This is a genomic window from Bifidobacterium pluvialisilvae, from assembly GCF_019331695.1.
GTDB classification, from domain to species: domain Bacteria; phylum Actinomycetota; class Actinomycetes; order Actinomycetales; family Bifidobacteriaceae; genus Galliscardovia; species Galliscardovia pluvialisilvae.
Genome location: NZ_JAHBBI010000011.1, coordinates 34,818 through 55,307, shown reverse-complemented (window position 1 = coordinate 55,307; position 20,490 = coordinate 34,818). Strand labels below are relative to the sequence as shown.

Here is a 20,490-nt window from a genome sequence, read left to right as displayed (position 1 = left end):
GAGACCATTGGGTGAATCCAGAGGCGAGTATAGGAGCGGTACGTGCGGTTTTCCGGCACGCCCTTCATAATTTGGACCGTTTATTTGGGCCGTTTTGCGGTGCCGAATGCGCGCGGCTCGGGGTTTCGGCGTGTCGGAAAGAGGCCGGATGCAACTTTTCGGGTCGGGGATACGAATATATGGGTGAACGCGGTTGATGCGGGCGTACGGACGCTCGGACGGCGTTCGGGGAGATCGGAAGAGACGAAGGAAGGCGGCGAACGCGATGACGGACGACCTGCGGCTGATACGACGCATCGTACGGCGTGGCTCGCGCAGAGCCGCCGACGAGCTCGTGCGCGCGCACTACGACGCGGTGTTCGCGTTCGTCTGGCGTCAGATCGGCGACCGACAGCAGGCCATGAACCTCACGCAGGAGACGTTCATCGCCATGCTGGGCGCACTTGCCACCTACGATTCCGGCAAGGCGTCGTTCACCACCTGGCTGTATCGAATCGCCGCATACAAGGTCATCGATGTGCGGCGACGGCGAGGCGTGCCGACCGTCCCGCTGCCGGAGGGGCCGGGAGCCCGGGCCGGCGGCGGAGATTCGGCGGCCGACGCGGCGGACGGTGGCGGCGCCCCTCCCGACATCGCCGACGAGCGGATGCCCGATCCGGCCAGCCTGCTCGCGCACCGCGACCTGCTGAACCGCATCGAGGACCGCGTGCGCGACTTCGACCCCGCCGTGCAGGAGACCTACCGGCTGCACCTGTACGCCGGTCAGACGTTCACCGAGATCGCGGCCGTGACGGGAGCGCCGGAGTCGACCGTGAAGGCACGGTGGTTCCGACTGATGAAGACCATACGAAAGGAGTTCGGCGATGAACGAGCAGATACCGTATCCCACTGAAGCCGAACGCGAGCGGAGCATCCGGCACATCGTGGCCATGGGCGTGCCGAGGCGCGTCGGGCTATGGGCGTCCCTGGTCGACGTCGTGCGTTCGCTGGGGGTGCGCAGCCTGTTCTTCGGCGTGGGGGATTGCGTGTTCCTCGGCCTTATGACGGCCTTCGTGGCATGGGCGCCCCTGTTCGCCGCGCTGTTCGGTGCGGCGGGGGCCTCCCGCATGCGGGCCGGCTCGTTTGCGGATGCCGCGGCGTCGCCGACGGCCATGGCGCAGATGACGATGATGCAGGAGCGTGCGCTGTGGATCGCGCATCATGCCGACGTGCTGCTCGTCGCCGTGTTCCTTGTCTCGCCGTTGCTGCATATGGCCATTTCGCTGCTCATGATGCTGCGCGAGCGTGAGGTGCGGATGCTGGACCTGCTGCGGACATGCCGCTGGTCGTTCCGGCAGATCGCCGCCATCCGCATGCTGGCGCTGGGCGCGATGTCCACCGTGATGTGCGTGGCGTTCGGCGTGGCCGTCGGCGTCGCGGGACTGAGACTCGACGCGGTCACCGTGCTGGGGGTCTCGTTCTCCTCGCTGTTCGTGTTCGCGCTCGGGCAGCTGGCGGTGGAGCGTCATTGCGCGTGGCCCGCCTCCGCGCTGGTGATGCCCGCCATATGGCTTGTGCTTGGCACGGTGCTGTGGCTCACCCGCGCCGCGGTCGCGCCCTGGCTTGCCCAGCTGCCTCCGGCCGTGTGCCTCGCCGTGGGCCTTGCCTCGGCCGCCGTCTATCTCGCCTCCCTCAACGCCTACTGCCGCAAGCCGGTGGCCATTGCCTAGCCAAACGTCAGGCATCGAAGAAAGGAACCGCATCATGCTTACCGTGGAGCACGTCGGCAAGGAACTGTCCGGCAAACTCATCCTGCACGACGTCAACCTCGAATTCGAGCGGGGCGTCTACGGTCTGCTCGCCCCGAACGGCGCCGGCAAGACCACGCTCATCAAACTGCTCGCCACGCTCCTGACTCCCGACGCCGGCGCCATCCGATGGGACGGCGAGGACATCGTCGGCATGGGGGAGCGCTACCGCAGTCTCATCGGCTACCTGCCGCAGGATTTCGGCTACTATCCGAACCATTCTCCGCGACGTTTCCTGAAGTACATCGCCACGCTCCAGGGTGTTCCTCGCGACGAGATCGCCCCGCGCATCGACGAGCTGCTCGCCATGGTCCATCTCTCCGACCAGGCCGACAGGAAGATGCGCACGCTTTCCGGCGGCATGATACGCCGCGTCGGCATCGCCCAGGCGCTCATCCACCGGCCGCGGATCCTTCTCCTTGACGAGCCGACCGCCGGCCTCGACCCCAAGGAGCGCGTCCGCTTCCGCAACATCGTCCATAATCTGGCCGCCGACCATATCGTGGTCATCGCCACGCATATCGTCTCCGACCTCGAAACCATCGCCGACCGCATCGTCATGCTCGGCGACGCCACCGTGCGCGAGGCCGACGAGCCGGCCGCGATCTGCGAACGCCTCGAAGGCCGCATCTACGAAGTGCCGAGCGGCTACGTCCTGCACGACGGCCAGCTGAAGCTCAGCGAAATCCAGCGCGGCGGCGAAACCGCCAAGCGCATCTACTCGCCCGACCCGATTCCCGAATCCGCCGACCGGGGCATCGAATCCGTGCATCCCGGTCTCGAGGACGCCTTCCTGCTCACCTACCGCGACTAGTCGCCGACGATACGTTTCCCAAGAAAGGACCAACCCATGTTCGCCCTGCTCATTCAGGAACTGCGCAAGATCTGGCGGCCCGGAGTCGTCGTCGCGCTCATCGTGGCGGCCATTGCCTACGCCGTGCCGTACACCCAGCTCGAAGCCGGCAACCTCAATGCTCCCGGCAACATCGGCAACGACGACACCGTCGGCCTCATCAACGAATACGGGCCGGTCGTCAACCGTGAGTCGGTCGCCGCGATGAAGGCCGATCTGCCGGAGCTGCGTTCCGCTCTCGACGCCAAGATCGTGGCCGACAGGCAGTCGAAACGGTTCGGCGTCACCGATTACGATTCGTTCATCAAGGTTCGCAACGATCAGTCCGTGGCCTCGGTCGGCGAGAATTCCGACGATCTGACGTTCGCCGTCGATGGCACGACCGATTGGGACGAGTACTCCGAACGCATCGCCGACCTGCCGGAATTCCACGCCTATGAGTCGCGGGCGATAACCGTCGAGGATTATGAAAGAGGGACTTCGAAAGTTGACGTCACGCAGCGTGTGGCTTTCGCGCTTCGTATGTTCCCGCCTCGGAGCGGCATGTCGGAAGCCGAGGAAAACGCCTACTACGCCAAGCTCGCGCTGCCGAAGACCGCCGCCGCACAGGTCGACAGGCTGTATGCGCAGCGCGACAACATGGGATATCTGGAGAAGTACACGGACGCGTATGAGACGACCATGCTCATGGTGTTCCTGATGTTCGTCTATTCGGTGGTGATGTCGGTCGTGCTGACGGCGTCGTTGTTCGTCGCCGACCGCAGGCGCAACATGCGTCAGCTGCAGTGGTCGTCGCGCATCGGCCGCCGCGTGACCGGCGTGCAGCTGCTGGCCGTCGGTCTGAGCTCGCTGGCGGTGTGCGTGGTGATGGCGGCCGTGTTCGCCGGCGTCTGGCTGCCGCAGGTATGGCCGTATCTGGCGACGCCCGTGTTCTCCACAAGCGTGCTGCCGTGGTTCGGCGGCTGGAACTTCGCCGGATATCTGCTGGCCGTCGCGTTGCTGGGAACGGTGATGACGGTGACGTTCACGTTGGGCGTGGCATGGGTGACGCATTGGTTCGACGGACTGATCCGCGCCATGCTCGTCGTCGTGCCGCTGACGGCCCTGTTCCTTTTCTGCGCCATCTACGCGGTGCTGGGCGAGGCGTTCCTCATGACGAACGCGCTGTCGATGCATACGGGGCTGCCCGGCTGCGAGGTCGCCGTGGCCGTGGCGATGATCGCGGTCGTGGCGGCCGTCTGGGCGGTGACGTTGCGTCGCGCCCGCCGTGCCGATCTGGCGAGGTGACGATTCCACATCCCAAAACTTGAGTCATAATCACTCAAGTTTTGGGAATAAAATACTCCAAGGTCCGGTTGTTCGTATCAGCAAGACGTTATAACCCGACATTGGAGGACATCATGGAACAGAACTTCACGAGGATGACTCAAGAGGCGCTTGGGGACGCCATCCAGAGCGCATCGGCGGCCGGCAACGCGCAGGTCGAGACCCTGCACGTGGTCGACGCGCTGCTGCGTCAGGAGAACGGCGTGGTCCCCGGCCTCATCCAGGCGGCCGGCGGCGACCCGAAGCAGGTCGGCGCGGCCGTGCGCAACGCGCTGGTCGCCCTGCCGAGCGCCAGCGGCTCGAGCACGTCGCAGCCGCAGGCCAGCCGCCAGCTGACCACCGCGCTCGCGCAGGCCGAGAAGGAGATGAAGCAGATGGGCGACGAATACGTCTCCACTGAGCATCTGCTCATCGGCATCGCCGTCGGCCCGAACGAATCCGCCGACATCCTCAAGCAGGCCGGCGTGACCCCCGAGGCGCTGCGCAAGGCCGTCCCCGGCATCCGCGGCGGCCGCAAGGTCGACAGCCCCGACGCCGAAGGCAGCTACAAGGCGCTGGAGAAGTACTCCACCGACCTCACCGCCCGCGCGAAGGAAGGCAAGCTCGACCCGGTCATCGGCCGCGACCAGGAGATCCGCCGCGTGATCCAGATCCTCTCCCGCCGCACCAAGAACAACCCGGTGCTGATTGGCGAGCCCGGCGTCGGCAAGACCGCCGTCGTCGAAGGCCTCGCCCAGCGTATCGTCGCCGGCGATGTGCCGACCACGCTGCAGAACAAGAAGCTCATCAGCCTCGACATGGGCTCGATGGTTGCCGGTTCGAAGTACCGTGGCGAATTCGAGGAACGCCTCAAGAGCGTGCTTGACGAGATCAAGAACGCCGACGGCCAGATCATCACGTTCATCGACGAGATCCACACCATCGTTGGCGCGGGTGCGGCCGAAGGCTCCATGGACGCCGGCAACATGCTCAAGCCCATGCTGGCCCGTGGCGAACTCCGCCTGATCGGCGCGACCACGCTCGACGAATACCGCGAGAACATCGAGAAGGACCCGGCGCTTGAACGTCGTTTCCAGCAGGTGTTCGTCGGCGAGCCCTCCGTGGAGGACACCGTCGCGATCCTGCGTGGCCTCAAGCAGCGTTACGAGGCGCACCATAAGGTGACGATTGGCGACGACGCGCTCGTGGCCGCAGCCACGCTCTCCAACCGCTACATCTCCGGCCGTCAGCTGCCCGACAAGGCCATCGACCTCGTCGACGAGGCGGCCGCGCACCTGCGTATGGAGCTCGACTCCCAGCCCGAGGAGATCGACGAGCTGCAGCGCAAGGTCACGCGTCTCGAGATGGAGGAGATGCAGCTGAAGAAGGCCGAGGACCCCGCCAGCAAGGAACGCCTGGAGAAGATCCAGACCGAACTCGCCGACTCGCGTGAGAAGCTCAGCGGGCTCAAGGCCCGTTGGGATGCCGAGAAGGCCGGCCACAACAAGGTCGGCGACCTGCGCGCCAAGCTCGACGACCTGCGTGTGCAGGCCGACAAGGCCACCCGCGAAGGCGACCTCGCCAAGGCGTCGAAGATCCTCTACGGCGACATCCCCGCCATCCAGAAGGAGCTCGCCGCCGCGGAGAACGCCGACGCCGAATCCAAGGCCAACGGCACCGGCGCGAACGGCAGCGAGCCCATGGTCCCCGACCATGTGGACGCCGACTCCGTCGCCGAGATCGTCGCCGACTGGACCGGCATCCCCGTCGGCCGCCTCATGCAGGGCGAGAACGAGAAGCTGCTGCACATGGAGGACTACCTCGGCAAGCGCGTGATCGGCCAGAAGGAGGCCATCACCGCCGTGGCCGACGCCGTGCGCCGCTCGCGCGCCGGCATCAGCGATCCGAACCGCCCGACCGGCTCGTTCCTGTTCCTCGGCCCCACCGGCGTGGGCAAGACCGAGCTCGCCAAGGCGCTCGCCGACTTCCTGTTCGACGACGAGAAGGCCATGGTCCGCATCGACATGTCCGAGTACATGGAGAAGGCGTCCGTCTCCCGTCTGATCGGCGCGGCCCCCGGCTACGTCGGCTACGAGGAGGGCGGCCAGCTCACCGAGGCCGTGCGTCGTCGCCCGTACTCCGTCGTGCTGTTCGACGAGGTCGAGAAGGCGAACCCCGAGGTCTTCGACGTGCTGCTGCAGGTGCTTGACGATGGTCGTCTGACCGACGGTCAAGGTCGTACGGTCGACTTCAAGAACACCATCCTCATCATGACCTCCAACCTCGGCTCCCAGTTCCTCGTCAACGAGGACATGGACGCCGATGCCAAGAAGAAGGCCGTGATGGACGCCGTGCACATGAACTTCAAGCCCGAGTTCCTCAACCGACTCGACGAGATCGTCATGTTCCATCCGCTCACCCGCGAGGAGCTGGGCGGCATCGTGAACATCCAGGTCAAGCAGGTCGCCGCCCGTCTGAGCGACCGCCGGATCACGCTCGACGTGACCGATGCGGCACGCGAATGGCTGGCCGACACCGGCTACGACCCGGCATACGGCGCCCGTCCGCTGCGTCGACTCGTGCAGACCGAGGTCGGCGACCAGCTGGCCCGCATGCTGCTCGGCGGCAGGATCCACGACGGCGACACCGTGCTCGTCGACCAGACCGGCGGCGAACACCTCGAACTCACCGACATGCCCGAGGACCCGCTCGCCGACCACACGCCCGACAGCCCCGACGTCTCCATCGACGACGTCCAGGCCGACTGACGCGGTTGGCACGGCTGCTGAGCTCGACTGGAGAGCCTGCCAGACCATACCGTTAACCCCGTTACCCGCGATTCAGGGTGCCAAATGGTCGTTTTCCGCCCCGAAAACGACCGAAAGGCACCACAAATCCCGGATAACGGGGTTTTCTGCCCTTGAGTTGGGTTCGTGGGGATGGGGGCCGTGGATTTTTCGTATGTACGGGGAAAGTGTGGGCCGCCGCCTTCGCCTAACGGGAGCGGGTCGTCGCATTCCGGCTGGAGGACCCCATGAATAGCCCCGTATAGTGGGCCACCCCAATATTCGGTCGGCCTCGATAGTGAGCCGCCGATTGGTGCGCAATCCCATACGTTGTTCCTCAATATAGTATTCCGCAGTGCGGTATTCCTGATGTCATCCCGCGATGTGTTGTCCCTCAATATGTTATCCCTTCATGTGTTATCCCTAACGTAATGTCGTTTTCAGGGGGGTAGATTAGGGGCGTTCCCTGCGACTTGGCCGTATCGGTATGGCCGGTGGATCAGCGTCGTCGCTCCGGGGACGTGAAAAGAAGACGGGAATGACAGTGAACAACACGAACAACGGGTCCGCGAAGCAGGGAGGACGAGCGTCCGCCCGGCTCCGCGCCATGAAAACCTTTTCCGGATTGTCGCGCCTGCATGGCGTGAGGTCCGTCGCCGCCGTGATCGCGGCCGTGTCGATGCTCGGCGTGGGCGTTCCCGCGGCCAGCGCCGCCGATGCCGTGACGTCGCCGACCCCGACCACGTCCACCACGTCGCCGACCCCCGCCTCGACGCCGTCGTCCGATACCACGGATGCCGGCAGGACGTCAAACGCAACGGCCGTTCCGAAGAGCGCCGCCGGCCGTGCCGCAGCGATTCCAACGGCGGTGGGCGATTGCGCCGCCGTGACCTCCTGGACCGAATTGGAGACCTGCATCGCCGACGCCCGGGCCGACGCCGCGACCGCGGTCGTCATCACCAAACCCGTGACGGCGGACGCCGGCAAAACCATCACCATCGACGCCGGCAAAACCATCGCCATCACGTCCACCGTCGGTGCGGCGGACGGCAAGGCGCTCACCACCGCGGCCGGCGACACGGCCGGTTCGCTGTTCGACGTGAAATCCGGCGGCGCACTCGCCTTCGGCACCAAGGACAAGAACGATTCGTTCACCTACGGCGGCGCCGAGGCCACGCCGGCCACGCGCCGCCTCGCCACCGTGGAGAGCGACGCGAAGCTGGACCTCAACGGCGGCACGTACGACAACATCGTCGTCTCCGACAACACCGGCACGTTCGATCAGGACACCACGGCAGCCATCGCCACGAACCGTGGCGGCACCGTCACCGTGGAATCCGGCCTGTTCCAGAACAACAACACGACGGGCACGCGGTTCTACTCGGGCCTGTTCAACCAGTCGGCGGGTGGCCTGACGATCAACGGCGGCACGTTCAAGAACAACAAGGGCACGCGCGGTTCCGTGATTTCCGTGCCCGCAGTGGACGAAGCAACCGCCATCGCCATCCACGGCGGCACCTTCGACGGCAATACCACGAGCTATGCAGGCGGCGTCATCATGCAGAACTCCGCCAAGACCACCACGACCATCGACGGTTCGGCCAAGTTCACCGGCAATACGGCAGGCACCGTCGGCGGCGTGATCTGCAACAACGGCACGCTGACGATCAAAGCCGGAACGTTCGGCGGAGACACCGCGGCGGAGGGCAACACCTCGAAGATCTCGCAGGCCGAAAATCCGAACGAGAACTGGAAGAAAGGCGGCGGTGTGATCTCCAACACCGGCACGCTGACGATTTCCGGCGGATCGTTCAAGAACAACACGGCCGAAAGCGTCGGTGGCGTAATCAACAACACCCATACGCTGACCATCACCGGCGGATTGTTCGACAGCAACGTGGCCAAGGGGCTCGGCGGCGGCGCCATCGCGCAGAACGGCGAGAGCGGCACGCCCACCATGGAGATCACAGGAGCGTCCAAGAACGCCGTGCGATTCCTGAACAACCGGCAAGGATCCGGCGGCTGCGACACCGAATCCGAGGATTGCATGGGACGCTCCGGCTCCGGCGGCGGCGCCATCCACGCGAACTATGGCGGAAGCCTTGTCATCCAAGGCGGCGTCACCTTCCAAGGCAACCATGCCGATTCCTGGAACTGGAGCTCCGGCGGCGGCGCCGTATGGTCGCACGCCAACCTGTGGGTGAAGAACGGCCTTGATGGTACCAAACCGCAGTTCATCGGCAACTGGGCCGCCGTCTCCGACACCGCGAAGATCGCAAGCTCGGCCGACCAGAAAGCCTCCGGCGACCAGATCGCCCGCGGCGGCGCCGGCGGCGCCATCTTCCTGCAGGGCGCCCGCGATGAGAAGAACAAGGCCTACTTCATGGGCGGCGACTACAAGGACAACGTATCCGGCTACCTCGGCGGCGCCATCTACACCGAGGAATACACCACGTCATACATCGGCAAGACCGTCGCCACCCAGAACACCGCCGGCCACTTCGGCGGCGGCCTGTGGTTCTGCCCGTCCGGCGCCTCCACCACATCCGAAGGCGGCAACATCGCCCTCTACGGCAACAGCGTGGACGACGGCATCGACGCGAACACCGACAACAAGTCCACCGCCGGCACCAGCGACACCATGGCCGGCGACGACCTCGCCATCATGAACCCGTACTTCAAGAACACGGCGTATTCCGCCAATCTGCCGCCGAACTACTTCATGCTGCTCAACACTTGGTTCACCAGCCGGACCACGCAGACCGTCGACTGGTATCACGACGGCACCCCGGCTCAGACTTCGAGCGGCTATTATGATGCCTGGCTGCCCAAACAGAAGGTCCAACAGGGGCGCGACGCCGTGCTCTCGGGCGGCAAACGCTATCCGTCGGACAGCAAGGCAATCGCAAACCGCACCAAGCTCATGCTGTATCAGGACAATCGTGCGGATCACCAGAATGCCTTGGCTCAGGCTCAGGCCGACGCCGTGGCCGGCGGCTACACGCTCGACCACTACACCACCGGCGTCGCGCTGAAATCCGTGCTCAACGCCGACGGCAAGGCCTTGGCCGGCTCGACCGGCACGAACGGCAGCCTCATGCGCAACGCCCTGCTCACCGTGACCGGCAACAGCGCACGCCTCTCCGGCGGCGGCTTCGGCAGCAACGGCGTCATCGTCTTCGACTCCCCGTATTCGGTGTCGTGGAGCAAGGCCGCCACCAAGTCCGGCGACGCCACCAAGGTCGATACGACGAAGCTGCTGCCCGGCTCGAAGTGGAAGGTCACCACCACGGACGGCGGCGCACTCGACGAAAGCCTGCGCCCCGCCGACTGCCAGGCCAACGCCGACGCCGAAACCTGCTGGCACACGCACGACAACGGTGCCACGAAGGAAGTCGTCATCCAGGACAACGGCAGCCGCGACAACAATCCGGCGGACGGCGAAATCAGCATCGACAACCTCAAGGCGGGCACCTACACGCTGACCGAAGAGGAAGCCCCCTCCGGCTACCAGCCCACCGGCAACGAATACACGTTCACCATCAAGGAGGTCGACCCCGGCGAGCCGCCCGTCGAAGCGAAGGTCACGCTCAAAGGCCAGGCCGTCGACGAGAACGGACCGATCGAGAACGGCGTCATCGGCAACGTGCGCAAGACCGGCTCGGTCGACTGGAGCAAGCGCAACGCCACGGACCCCGTGAAATACCTCGCCGGCTCGCATTGGAAGATCACCGACGCCGACGGCAACACCATCGCCGGATACGACGACATCACGGACTGTGACGTGGCCGCCGGCGACAACTGCCCGTCGACCACCAAGGACGAAGACAAGTCGGCCGGTCATTTCACCGTCAAAGGACTGCCCGTCGACGCCGAATACCGCCTCGTCGAGACGCGGGCCCCCGACGGATATCTGCAGCCGGGCGCCGGCGCATACTATCGGTTCTCAATCGACGGGAACGGCGTGACCACGTGGCGGGACGCCGCCGGCAACCGGATGGCCAGCAGCGAAATCCGCAACAGTCCCATCCGATTCTCATGGACCAAGGTGGACAGCGCAGACCATGACGAGGAGCTCGAAGGATCCGTATGGTCCGTCAAACGCGTGGCCAACGCCGACGGCACGGCCATCGACAATCCTGTGGCGAAAACCGTGAAGGACTGCACGACCGCCGAATGCGCCAAGGTCTCCAACACGGCCACGACATATACGGACGTCAACGAGGAGCCCGGACGATTCACCATCGCCGAACTCGAACCCGGGCAATACGAGATGACCGAACAGACCGCGCCAGACGGCTATGTGAAGTCGGCGGGCGCATACAAGTTCACCATCACCTCCACGACGACCGACGCCGGCGACGGCGGCCACGCCGCGGTGCTTGACTGCTCCGCCGTGACGGACGGCAGGAAACTGTGCGTGACCGACAACAAGGTCAACAAGATCGCCAACGTGCGGGCCGTGGCCTCGCTGCCGCTCACGGGCGGGTCGGCGATGGACTGGCTGATGGTCGGCGGCGGGCTGGCGCTCGCGGCCGCGGCCATCGGATTCGGCGTGAACGAATACCGAAAGCGACGGACCGCGCTGATGATGTAGCGACTGCCGAAGAGGCTTCAGGCCACCCCCGGTCACGCTACGCGTGACGGCCCCCGCCAGCGGGGGCCAAGGGCATCTGCCCCCGCTGGCGGGGGCTGGCTCGGCGGCAGCCGAGACTGGGGGTGGTTGGGCAGGCCAAGTAGCCGATGCACCAAGCAGTCAAGCCCCCACCCCACCACACACCATACGTACCACATAACCGAATACAGCACACAGCACTTGCGGATCCGCGGAAACGACGGACGTCGGCGCACGACGACGGGTTTCCGTTTCCGCGAACCACAAACCACAGTAGGAAAACAGAAAGAAGGGTCCTCATGAAGATGAGACGACTATTCGCCGGTCTCGCCGCCGCGGCCACGCTGCTCAGCGGCCTTGCCCTCGGCGCCGGCGCCGCCAACGCGGCGACCACGCCGTCGTCGCTGCCGTATGCGCCGCTGGCGGCCGGCCAGGTCGACGACCAGGGCAAGGTGACCGCGAACGCCACGTTCAAGTTCACCAGCGAGAACGCCGACCAGTGGGGCAAGAACAACAACCGCGTCATCAACGCGTACAAGCTCGCCGACTACTACCAGTACCTCGACGGCGGCGAAGCCGGCGTCGATCAGGGCGCCGTCTTCGGTGTGCAGACTGTTGACAGCACCAACGATGCCGCCAAGGAGGCCGTGAAGAGCGCCCTCACCGCCGCATTGGACGGTGTTACACCCGATGCCAACGACCCCTACAAGGGTGCCGTCCCGCGTGACGCCGACCCGCTGGCATGGGCCCTGCAGTACGGCTACCTCGACCAGTCCGCCACCAAGCCGTGGACGAACAAGGACGGTTCCGACCCGGCCGTGGAAAGCACCACCCGCAAGTTCGCCGACGCGCTGACCACCACGCAGGGAAGCCTCGATAAGCTTGGCGATCCGACCGTGCTGTCCTATGACCGCGGCAAGGGCAATCTGCAGGCCGTGACCGGCGACCCCAACTCGTTCACCGCCGACCTGCCCGCAGGCATCTACCTGTTCCTCGACGTGACCTCCTACTCGGGCGGCCACATTCAGGACGGCGCCGAGAACGACGCCGCGTCCAAAGGCAAGGTCGTCGTCAATTCCGCGCCGATCATCCTCGCCTCCGGTCACCTGACCGCGGACGGCACGACCAACAAGGTCAACTACCTGTATCTGCTCGGTGACATCACCGCCGGCGACAACACCGTGGAATTCAAGAACCACGTGACCCCGGTCAGCAAGACCGTCGACGACTCCGACAAGACCGTCTCCACCGGCCAGACCGTGCGCTACACGCTGACCAGCACCCTGCCGCTCACCACCGGCTCCGATGCGAAGACCTACGTCTACCAGCTCACCGATTACCCGGGCGCCGGCCAGACCGTGAATCTCGACGGCTTTGCCGAGGCCAACGCCGAAGGCGGCGCCGAGAACGCCGGCGCCTACGACGTGAAGGTGTACGACGGCGACAAGGTCGTCAAGACCCTTGTCGAGGGCACCGACTTTGACCTGATGACCTCCGCCGCCAACAACGGCAAGGAAATCGTGGGCGCCGCCGACAACAAGGCCTACTTCACGCTGGACTTCAGCAAGCTCATCCAGTCCGACGACTACAACACCACCCTGCTGTGGGGCAAGACCGTGAAGGTCACCTATGCGGCCAAGATCACCGGCGTGCACGGCGACGTCCCCAACACCGTCGAGGTGAACGACAACCACACCAAGGCCCAGCACGGCACCAGGCTCACCCTCGGCGGATTCCAGTTCACCAAGACCGACGCCAAGGGCATCTCGGACGCCAGCATCAACGGCGCCACGTTCACCATCAAGCCCGATACCGGCACCGCCGACAACAAGGCCGTGGGCCTGCCCGACCCCGACCGCACCAACAAGGACCTTGTGGCGAAGTACGACAAGGACGGCAATGGCGAGGCCTCAGACGAGGAAATCGACCACGTGGCCGACCCGTGGACCGGCGAAGGCATCAACGAATCCGACTCCCGCCAGAACGGCATCGTGACGTTCTACGGCCTGGCCGACGGCACCTACACCGTCACCGAGACCAAGGCGCCGCAGGGCTACCTCGGTGCCGTCTCCGTGAAGTTCAACGTCACCATCAAGGGCGGCAAGGCCGTGGCCTTCAAGGGCATCGACAAGTGGGGCCTTGCGCCCACCGATGCCGGTGATGGTAACACGGAGATCGCCGACTACGCGGTGAAGAACGTGCGCAGCATCACCGAGCTGCCGAAGACGGGTGCCGCGGGCATCGTGTTCTTCACGGCGGTCGGTCTGTTGCTGGCCGGAGCCGCGGGCGCCATCTTCCTCAAGTCCCGCAGCGCCAGCCGCGCTCTCCACGCGTAAGCGAGGAGCAAGTAGGCGGAATCCGCATGTTCCCTCCCATGAATCGTCGTCGGCAGCGGTGTCACGCGACGACCCGGGCGAGGGAAATGCGGATTTCGACGATTCGGGCGGGGTGACCGCGCCGTCGCTCGGGGCAATGGGCGGGGCCAACCCGGCCTGGTTCGGCTTGGTTCGGTATCGTCCGTCATCGTCCGGCATGCGATGCGCGGTCGGCGCTGGCGGTAGAGTGGAACCATGACCCAAGACAACGCTTCCGGATTCCGCAAGACCGGGCCGGCCGACCTGCGCGATGACGCGGCCGCCGCCCGACCGGCCTCCGCCGCCTCCAACAACGACGACGACAACGCCTCCCTTCCCGACGACTTCTTCGACGCCAAGGACCTGCTGCGTCGCATGCTCGTCAAGGAAGTCGCGAACAAGCCGTTCAGCGAGCTCTCCGCCGTCGCCTACGATCATCAGGGCGCCGGCCTCATCGGTCACACCCTGCTCGACGTCATCGAGGAGCAGGGTTACGGCCTCGACGACTTCGACGCGGTCGGCGCGCTCACCGCCGCCGCCGTGCCGCTCGCCTGCGCGATGGTGCACGCGGCCGCCTCCCGCGGCCAGGATCTCGACGCGTTCGTCATGGATTTCGTGTACCCGAGCATCAAGGGGCCGAGCATCAAGGGTAAGCGCGTCATCCTCCTCGACTCATGGCTGAGCGAGAAATCCTATGTGCAGACGTCATCATTGGTCACGCTGCGCAACGGCAACGAGCTGAGCCTCGACTTCGGCGTCGTCAGGAACGAGGGCGCGCAGATCCTCGCCGTGGCATCGCTCATCGGCGGCGTCGACATGACCGAACCGGTCGTCAAGGTCGTCAACCCCGTCAACGGCGAGACCCACGAACTGCCGTTCATCGAGGTCTTCAGGGAATCCGAGCTGCGAGACTGAGCAATCCTCCGTTTCTGGGGCCATTAGGCCCTGAGATTGGGGGCTAACTCCAACTTCTGGGGTGAATCCGGATGGTATCGGAAGTATGAGTGCCGTAATGCCAACGGCCATACTTCGCATATCGGCATTCATCACCCCAGAAGATGGAGATAGGTGTCACCAGATGGTGCGCAGCGAGAATCAGGGAGCAACGAAACCCATGAGAGAACCGAATCCGATTACCAAGGCTGCATTGGCCTCCGACGAGCCGGCCTTCCGCGAAGTCGGCGTGGGGCCGTGGGCCGAAACGCATCCCGGCCGGCCGCGACCCGACGACTTCGGCGACCCCGCCAACTTCGACGCCCGCTACGACCGCGAACTGCTCGACAACGGCGACCGGCGCAACGTGCTCGACAAATACCGCTACTGGACGGTCCCGGCCATCAAGGCCGACCTCGACCGGCAGGGGCGTCACCCGTTCGAGGTGGCCATCGAAAACTGGACGCATGACTTCAACATCGGCTCCATGGTGCGCACCGCCAACGCGTTCGCCGCGGCCCGCGTGCACATCGTCGGCCCGCACAAGTGGAACCGTAAGGGTGCGCTGATGACCGAGCTGTACCAGCACATCGCGCATCATCCCACCATCGCCGACCTCGTGGCCGACTGGCGTCGTCGCATCGCCGGAGAGATTGCCGCAGCCGAGGAGGCCGCCGCGGCCGCGGCCCGGCGCAACGACTTCGCCGCCACCGCACGGCATCAGGCCGAGGTCGATGAGCTGCGCGAGGCGAAGGTCATCGCCATGGACATCCTGCCCGGCGCGGTGCCGATGGAGACGTACCGGTTCCCGCGGCGCTGCCTGCTGCTGTTCGGCGCGGAGGGGCCGGGCCTGAGCGAGAAGGCGCTCGACCTGGCCGACGACGTGGTGTACATCTCGCAGTTCGGGTCGGTGCGGTCCATCAACGCAGGGGCGGCGGCGGCCGTCGCCATGCACGCGTGGATCGCCCAGCATGCGCAGATCGCCCAGCACGCGTGGATCGCATGACGTGACGGTGTGCTGTAGCTGTATATGGGTTTGTGGGTCTGGGATATACGTGGGGAGACCGAAAACAGGCTCCTCGTGTATGTCTTAGACCCACTTCGCTGTTACTGCATACCGTCAGACCCACAAATCCCTTTGGCAGTATGGTTGGACCCACAAATCTCTTCGGGCCGTGTGGTTGGACCCACAAACCCAGGAGGTACTGAGGAGGCACTAAGGAGGCACTAAGAAGAGGGTTTCATCCCTATGGTCTTATGGTCATCCCCATGGATGATGGCGGCTGTAGGGCGGTGCCTGTAGGCTCGAATCATGATAGAGATAGAGGGGCTCGTCAAGTCGTTCGGTGCGAAGAAGGCCGTCGACCAGGTCTCGTTCACAGCGCTCAATGGCCGCGTCACCGGCTTTCTCGGCCCGAACGGCGCCGGCAAATCCACCACCATGAAGGCCCTGCTCGGCCTGATCCGTCCCGATGCCGGCAGCGCCCTCATCGACGGACGCCCGTTCAACCGACTCAGTTCGCCCATGCGTTCCGTCGGCGCCGTGCTCGACGCCCGCTCCGCCCACAAGGGTCTGAGCGCCTACGCGCATCTGCGCGCCCTCGCCCTGACCAACGGCATCCCGAAATCCCGCGTGGATGAGGTCATCGACCTTACCGGCATCGCCAGCGTGAAGAAGCGCCGCGCCGGCACGTTCTCGCTCGGCATGAGCCAGCGTCTGTCGATTGCGGCCGCCCTGCTCGGCGACCCGCATAATCTCGTCCTCGACGAACCCATCAACGGGCTCGACCCCGAAGGCGTCAAATGGGTGCGTGAACTGTGCCGGTACTATGCGGCGCAAGGCCGGGCCGTATTGCTCAGCTCGCATCTCATGAGCGAGGTCGCGCTCACCGCCGACGACCTCGTCATCATCGGTCAGGGGAGGATTCTCCGTCAGGTGAGCGTGGCGCGGTTCGTCGACGAGCATTCCACGCATGGCATCCGCATCGTCGCCCCCGATCCGCGGCAGGTGCACGCCGCGCTCGCCGTGCTGCGTGGTGCGCGCGTGCAGGATGTGCCGCGCGAGCAGAACGACCCGGCCGAAGGGTATGCGGTGCTCGTCTCCGGCGTGCCGTTGGAGCCGGTCGCCCAGCTGCTCGCCCACAATCAGGTGGTCACATACCGGTTCACCCAGGAGCGGACGTCGCTTGAGGATGCCTATATGGAGCTGACGCATAACGCGGTCGAATACCGTTCACGCATCGACGCCGGCGACCAAGCCGACGCCGGCGATCAGGCCGACGCCGCGACGGCGAACGGCGGCACCGCCACGGCCGTCACGTCTACTGCCGCGTCGGCCACCACGACGAACGAAGGGGGAGCACGATGAGCGCAGCACGTCGAAGGGGCCGTCACACAGCCGGGGGAGTGCGGCGGGATTCCCTGCCGCCGGAGCCGCCGTCATCACCGTCGGACATCGGTGTCGCCGCCACTGCCGTCGCCGGTGCCGCCGACACTACCGGCGTCCCGTCCCGCCCCGCCGATGCCGTAGTTGATGCCGCATCGCGTCCCGTTGCCACTGCCGCGCCACGCTCCGGCACCGCCTCCGCGCAACAACGGCCGGCCGAACCGGCGCCCGGCGCCACATCCGAATATCTCTCCCAGCCGATCGTCCAGAATCCACCAATCGTCCAGAATCCGCCGGTTGCCCAGAATCCGCCGATCGTCCAGAACCAGCCGAACGTCCACGACCGTCAGACCGCCCCTCCCGATGCCGGCCCCGCCGACCAATCCCGACCGCAGCGTCTCCGCCGCGCCAACCGCCGCCGTCCCGCCGTCAGGGCGAAGGTCCCCAACGGCCGCGTCAGCATCTGGGGATCGATTCGCGCGGAGTTCGTCAAGACGCTCGGCCTGCGGTCCACATACTGGCTTATGGCCCTTACCGTCGTGTTCTATCCGATGGGCGCGGCGCTGAGCGCATGGTCGGTGTGGTTCACGTCCACCATCGACGACAACGGCAACCGGCTCGCCACACCCAAGCCGATCCCCGCCGCCGACCTGTGGATGGCGGTCTCCGGCATGACGTCCACGGTGGCGCTCATCGTCGGCATCTTCGGCGTCATGGCCATCACGTCGGAATATTCGACGAAATCGATTCAGGCCACGTTCGTCGCCAATCCCCGTCGCGCCGACGTCATCGAGGCGAAGTCGTTCGTCGTCGGCGTCCTATCGTTCGCCGCCTCGCTCATCGGACTGATGATCTCATGGGGGATGCTCGCCGCCGTGTCCAATGGCTGGAACGTCACGCCGCTTTCGGGCGACCAATGGCGGCTGCCGTGGATATCGCTGTTCGGCGCCGCCCTGGCCGCCGCCCTAGCCGCGAAGATCGCGCTTGGCGTCGGCGCGATCTGCCGCGCGACGCCGGGAGGCATCTTCGCGCTGGTCGGACTGCTCATGATCGCGCCCAGCATCCTGAACATCGTCGCGGTCATGGCCACGAGATTCGCATGGATCAACACCGTCGCCGCGTTCATGCCGTCCGCCGCCATCGACACGTTCGTTCGCGGCGGATACCAGATGTCGATGGTGCTGTCGACCGGGGGAGCCGACCATTTCATGCCGAACTGGTGGCAGAGTTTTCTGATTCTCGTCGGATGGTGGATTGTGAGCGAGGGCATCGGCACGTTGGCGGTGAAGCGCGCGGACATTCGGTGAGTGGCGGTGGCCGACCGCCGCGCCGTTTTGCCGACGACGGATGGGAACCGTGCGCGGCGCCGGATTCCCGTTGGTTGCGGTTGGCGCAACGGATGGGAACCGTGCGCGGCGTTGCGTTCCCGTCCGTCACATCCCACGTGACGAACAGGAAGCGTGGGCGGCGCCCGGTTCCTGTTCGTCGCATCCCATACGACGGATGGGAACCGTGCACATCGCTCCGTTCCCATCCGTTGTGATGATGCGACGAAAAGGACCGTATACCGTCTCCCAATCGTCACACTTGCGCTTTATAGTGGGCACTATGCCTACATTCACACGTGAACAGATCGAGCATTTGGGCGATTTGGCCCGAATCGCCCTGACCGACGACGAGATCACCCGACTCCAGGGCGAACTGAACGTCATCGCAGACTCCATCAACGAAGTGCAGAAGGTCGCCGGCGACGACGTCGAGCCCACCGCCAACCCCGTGCCGCTGGAAGCCTACCTGCGTCCCGACGTGGCCGAGACGCCGCTCACCCAGGCCGAGGCGCTCGCCGGCGGCCCGAAGACCGAAGCCGGCATGTTCGTGGCCCCGCGCATTCAGGAATAAGAGGGGGATTCGCACCATAATGACTGACGCAACTGAACTGGTGAAGCTCTCCGCCGCCGAAATGGCCGCGAAGATCCGCAACAAGGAAGTCTCCAGCCGCGAGCTGACCGAGGCTCATCTGGCCGTCATCGAGAAGGCCGAGCCGACCATCGACGCCTTCCTCAAGGTGGCCGCCGACTCCGCGCTCGCCGAGGCCGACGCCTTCGACGCCAAGAACGCCAAGGGCGAGACCGAGGGCCTGCCCGAACTGGCCGGCGTGCCGATCGCCATCAAGGACATGATCGTCACCAAGGGCATCGAGACCACCGCCGCCTCGAAGATCCTCGAAGGCTGGGTGCCGCCGTACGACGCCACCGTGATCTCCAAGATCAAGGCCGCCGGCATGCCGATCCTCGGCAAGACCAACCTCGACGAGTTCGCGCAGGGCTCCTCCACCGAGCACTCCGCGTTCAAGACCACCAAGAACCCGTGGAACACCGAGCACGTGCCCGGCGGCTCCGGCGGCGGCTCCGCATCCGCGGTCGGCGCGTTCGAGGCCCCGATCGCCCTCGGCACCGACACCGGTGGCTCCATCCGCCAGCCCGGCGCCTTCACCGGCACCGTCGGCGTGAAGCCCACCTACGGCGGCGTGAGCCGTTTCGGCGCCATCGCCATGGCCTCCTCGCTCGACCAGATCGGCCCGGTCTCCCGCACCGTGCTCGACGCCGCGCTGCTGCACGAGGTCATCGGCGGCCACGACAAGCGCGACTCCACGTCCATCCCGCGCGAGGTGCCGCCCGTGGTGGCCGCCGCCCGCGAAGGCCTGAAGATGGACCTGAAGGGCGTGAAGGTCGGTCTCATCAAGGAGCTCGGCGGCGAAGGCTTCCAGCCCGACGTCGAGGCCCGCTTCAACGAGGCCGTCGAGACGCTCAAGGGCATGGGCGCCGAGGTCGTGGAGATCTCCTGCCCGCACTTCCCGGCCGCGCTCGGCGCCTACTACATCATCATGCCGTCCGAGGTGTCGTCCAACCTCGCGCGCTACGACGGCATGCGCTACGGCCTGCGCGTCATGCCGCCGGCCGACGTTCCGCAGACCGCCGCCAACATGATGGCCTACACGCGTGAAGCCGGCTTCGGCGACGAGGTCAAGCGCCGCATCATCCTCGGCACCTACGCCCTCTCCGCCGGCTACTACGACGCCTGGTACGGCAGCGCCCAGAAGGTGCGCACGCTGATCATCGAGGACTTCAAGAAGGCGTTCGAGCAGGTGGACGTGCTCGTCTCCCCGACGGCCCCGACCACCGCGTTCAAGTTCGGCGAGAAGACCGCCGACCCGCTGACCATGTACCTCGGCGACGTGGCCACCATCCCCGCCAACATGGGCGGCGTGCCCGCCATGAGCATCCCCGCCGGGCTGTCCGACGAGGGCCTGCCCGTCGGCTTCCAGTTCTTCGCCCCGCAGATGCAGGACGAGAAGATGTACAAGCCCGCCGCGGCCCTCGAAGCCGCGCTGGAAGGCAAGTGGGGCGGTCCCGTGTGGAACGACCTCAAGACCCCGTGGCTGGATGAGGCCTGAGAGCGGATTAGGAGCTT

At 65.6% G+C, this 20,490-nt stretch carries 13 protein-coding genes; all 13 read left to right on the top strand.

Annotated elements, in window-relative coordinates:
* Positions 1-265: 265 nt before the first annotated feature.
* The gene (locus KIH77_RS09125) at positions 266-892 is read left to right on the top strand and encodes an RNA polymerase sigma factor (RefSeq protein ID WP_163199889.1); all 627 of its coding nucleotides are present in this window, start codon (positions 266-268) and stop codon (positions 890-892) included.
* Positions 864-1,709 (top strand): hypothetical protein, encoded by an 846-nt coding sequence (locus KIH77_RS09120; RefSeq protein WP_163199890.1) that lies wholly within the window; start codon positions 864-866, stop codon positions 1,707-1,709. Before KIH77_RS09125 ends, KIH77_RS09120 begins: the two co-directional genes overlap by 29 nt.
* 34 nt (positions 1,710-1,743) lie before the next feature.
* Entirely contained in the window at positions 1,744-2,601 is an 858-nt protein-coding gene (locus KIH77_RS09115; protein WP_163199891.1) for an ABC transporter ATP-binding protein, read from the top strand.
* Between the two features lie 36 nt (positions 2,602-2,637).
* On the top strand, positions 2,638-3,927 hold the full coding sequence (locus KIH77_RS09110) for a hypothetical protein (protein WP_163199892.1): 1,290 nt from the start codon (positions 2,638-2,640) through the stop codon (positions 3,925-3,927).
* A 113-nt stretch (positions 3,928-4,040) separates the two neighbouring features.
* Complete coding sequence (gene clpB, locus KIH77_RS09105; RefSeq protein ID WP_163199893.1) at positions 4,041-6,713, top strand: ATP-dependent chaperone ClpB; 2,673 nt, start codon at positions 4,041-4,043, stop codon at positions 6,711-6,713.
* Between the two features lie 556 nt (positions 6,714-7,269).
* Positions 7,270-11,328: a SpaA isopeptide-forming pilin-related protein gene (locus KIH77_RS09100; RefSeq protein WP_219101171.1), complete on the top strand. Its 4,059-nt coding sequence runs from the start codon at positions 7,270-7,272 to the stop codon at positions 11,326-11,328.
* Positions 11,329-11,651: 323 nt separating this feature from the next.
* Positions 11,652-13,682 carry a SpaA isopeptide-forming pilin-related protein gene (locus tag KIH77_RS09095; protein ID WP_236024602.1) on the top strand — a complete coding sequence of 677 codons (2,031 nt, stop codon included), beginning with the start codon at positions 11,652-11,654 and terminating at the stop codon, positions 13,680-13,682.
* Between the two features lie 234 nt (positions 13,683-13,916).
* A complete protein-coding gene (locus tag KIH77_RS09090) occupies positions 13,917-14,615 on the top strand; it encodes an orotate phosphoribosyltransferase (protein WP_219101167.1) in 699 nt (232 codons plus the stop codon).
* Between the two features lie 199 nt (positions 14,616-14,814).
* A complete protein-coding gene (locus tag KIH77_RS09085; RefSeq protein WP_219101165.1) occupies positions 14,815-15,639 on the top strand; it encodes a TrmH family RNA methyltransferase in 825 nt (274 codons plus the stop codon).
* Between the two features lie 306 nt (positions 15,640-15,945).
* Complete coding sequence (locus KIH77_RS09080; RefSeq protein ID WP_219101163.1) at positions 15,946-17,001, top strand: ABC transporter ATP-binding protein; 1,056 nt, start codon at positions 15,946-15,948, stop codon at positions 16,999-17,001.
* Positions 16,998-18,326 carry an ABC-2 transporter permease gene (locus KIH77_RS09075; RefSeq protein ID WP_219101161.1) on the top strand — a complete coding sequence of 443 codons (1,329 nt, stop codon included), beginning with the start codon at positions 16,998-17,000 and terminating at the stop codon, positions 18,324-18,326. The genes KIH77_RS09080 and KIH77_RS09075 overlap by 4 nt, the downstream gene beginning before the upstream one ends.
* A 301-nt stretch (positions 18,327-18,627) precedes the next feature.
* Positions 18,628-18,918 carry an Asp-tRNA(Asn)/Glu-tRNA(Gln) amidotransferase subunit GatC gene (gene gatC, locus KIH77_RS09070; RefSeq protein WP_109138179.1) on the top strand — a complete coding sequence of 97 codons (291 nt, stop codon included), beginning with the start codon at positions 18,628-18,630 and terminating at the stop codon, positions 18,916-18,918.
* A gap of 19 nt (positions 18,919-18,937) precedes the next feature.
* The gene (gene gatA, locus KIH77_RS09065) at positions 18,938-20,473 is read left to right on the top strand and encodes an Asp-tRNA(Asn)/Glu-tRNA(Gln) amidotransferase subunit GatA (RefSeq protein WP_219101159.1); all 1,536 of its coding nucleotides are present in this window, start codon (positions 18,938-18,940) and stop codon (positions 20,471-20,473) included.
* Positions 20,474-20,490 lie beyond the last annotated feature (17 nt).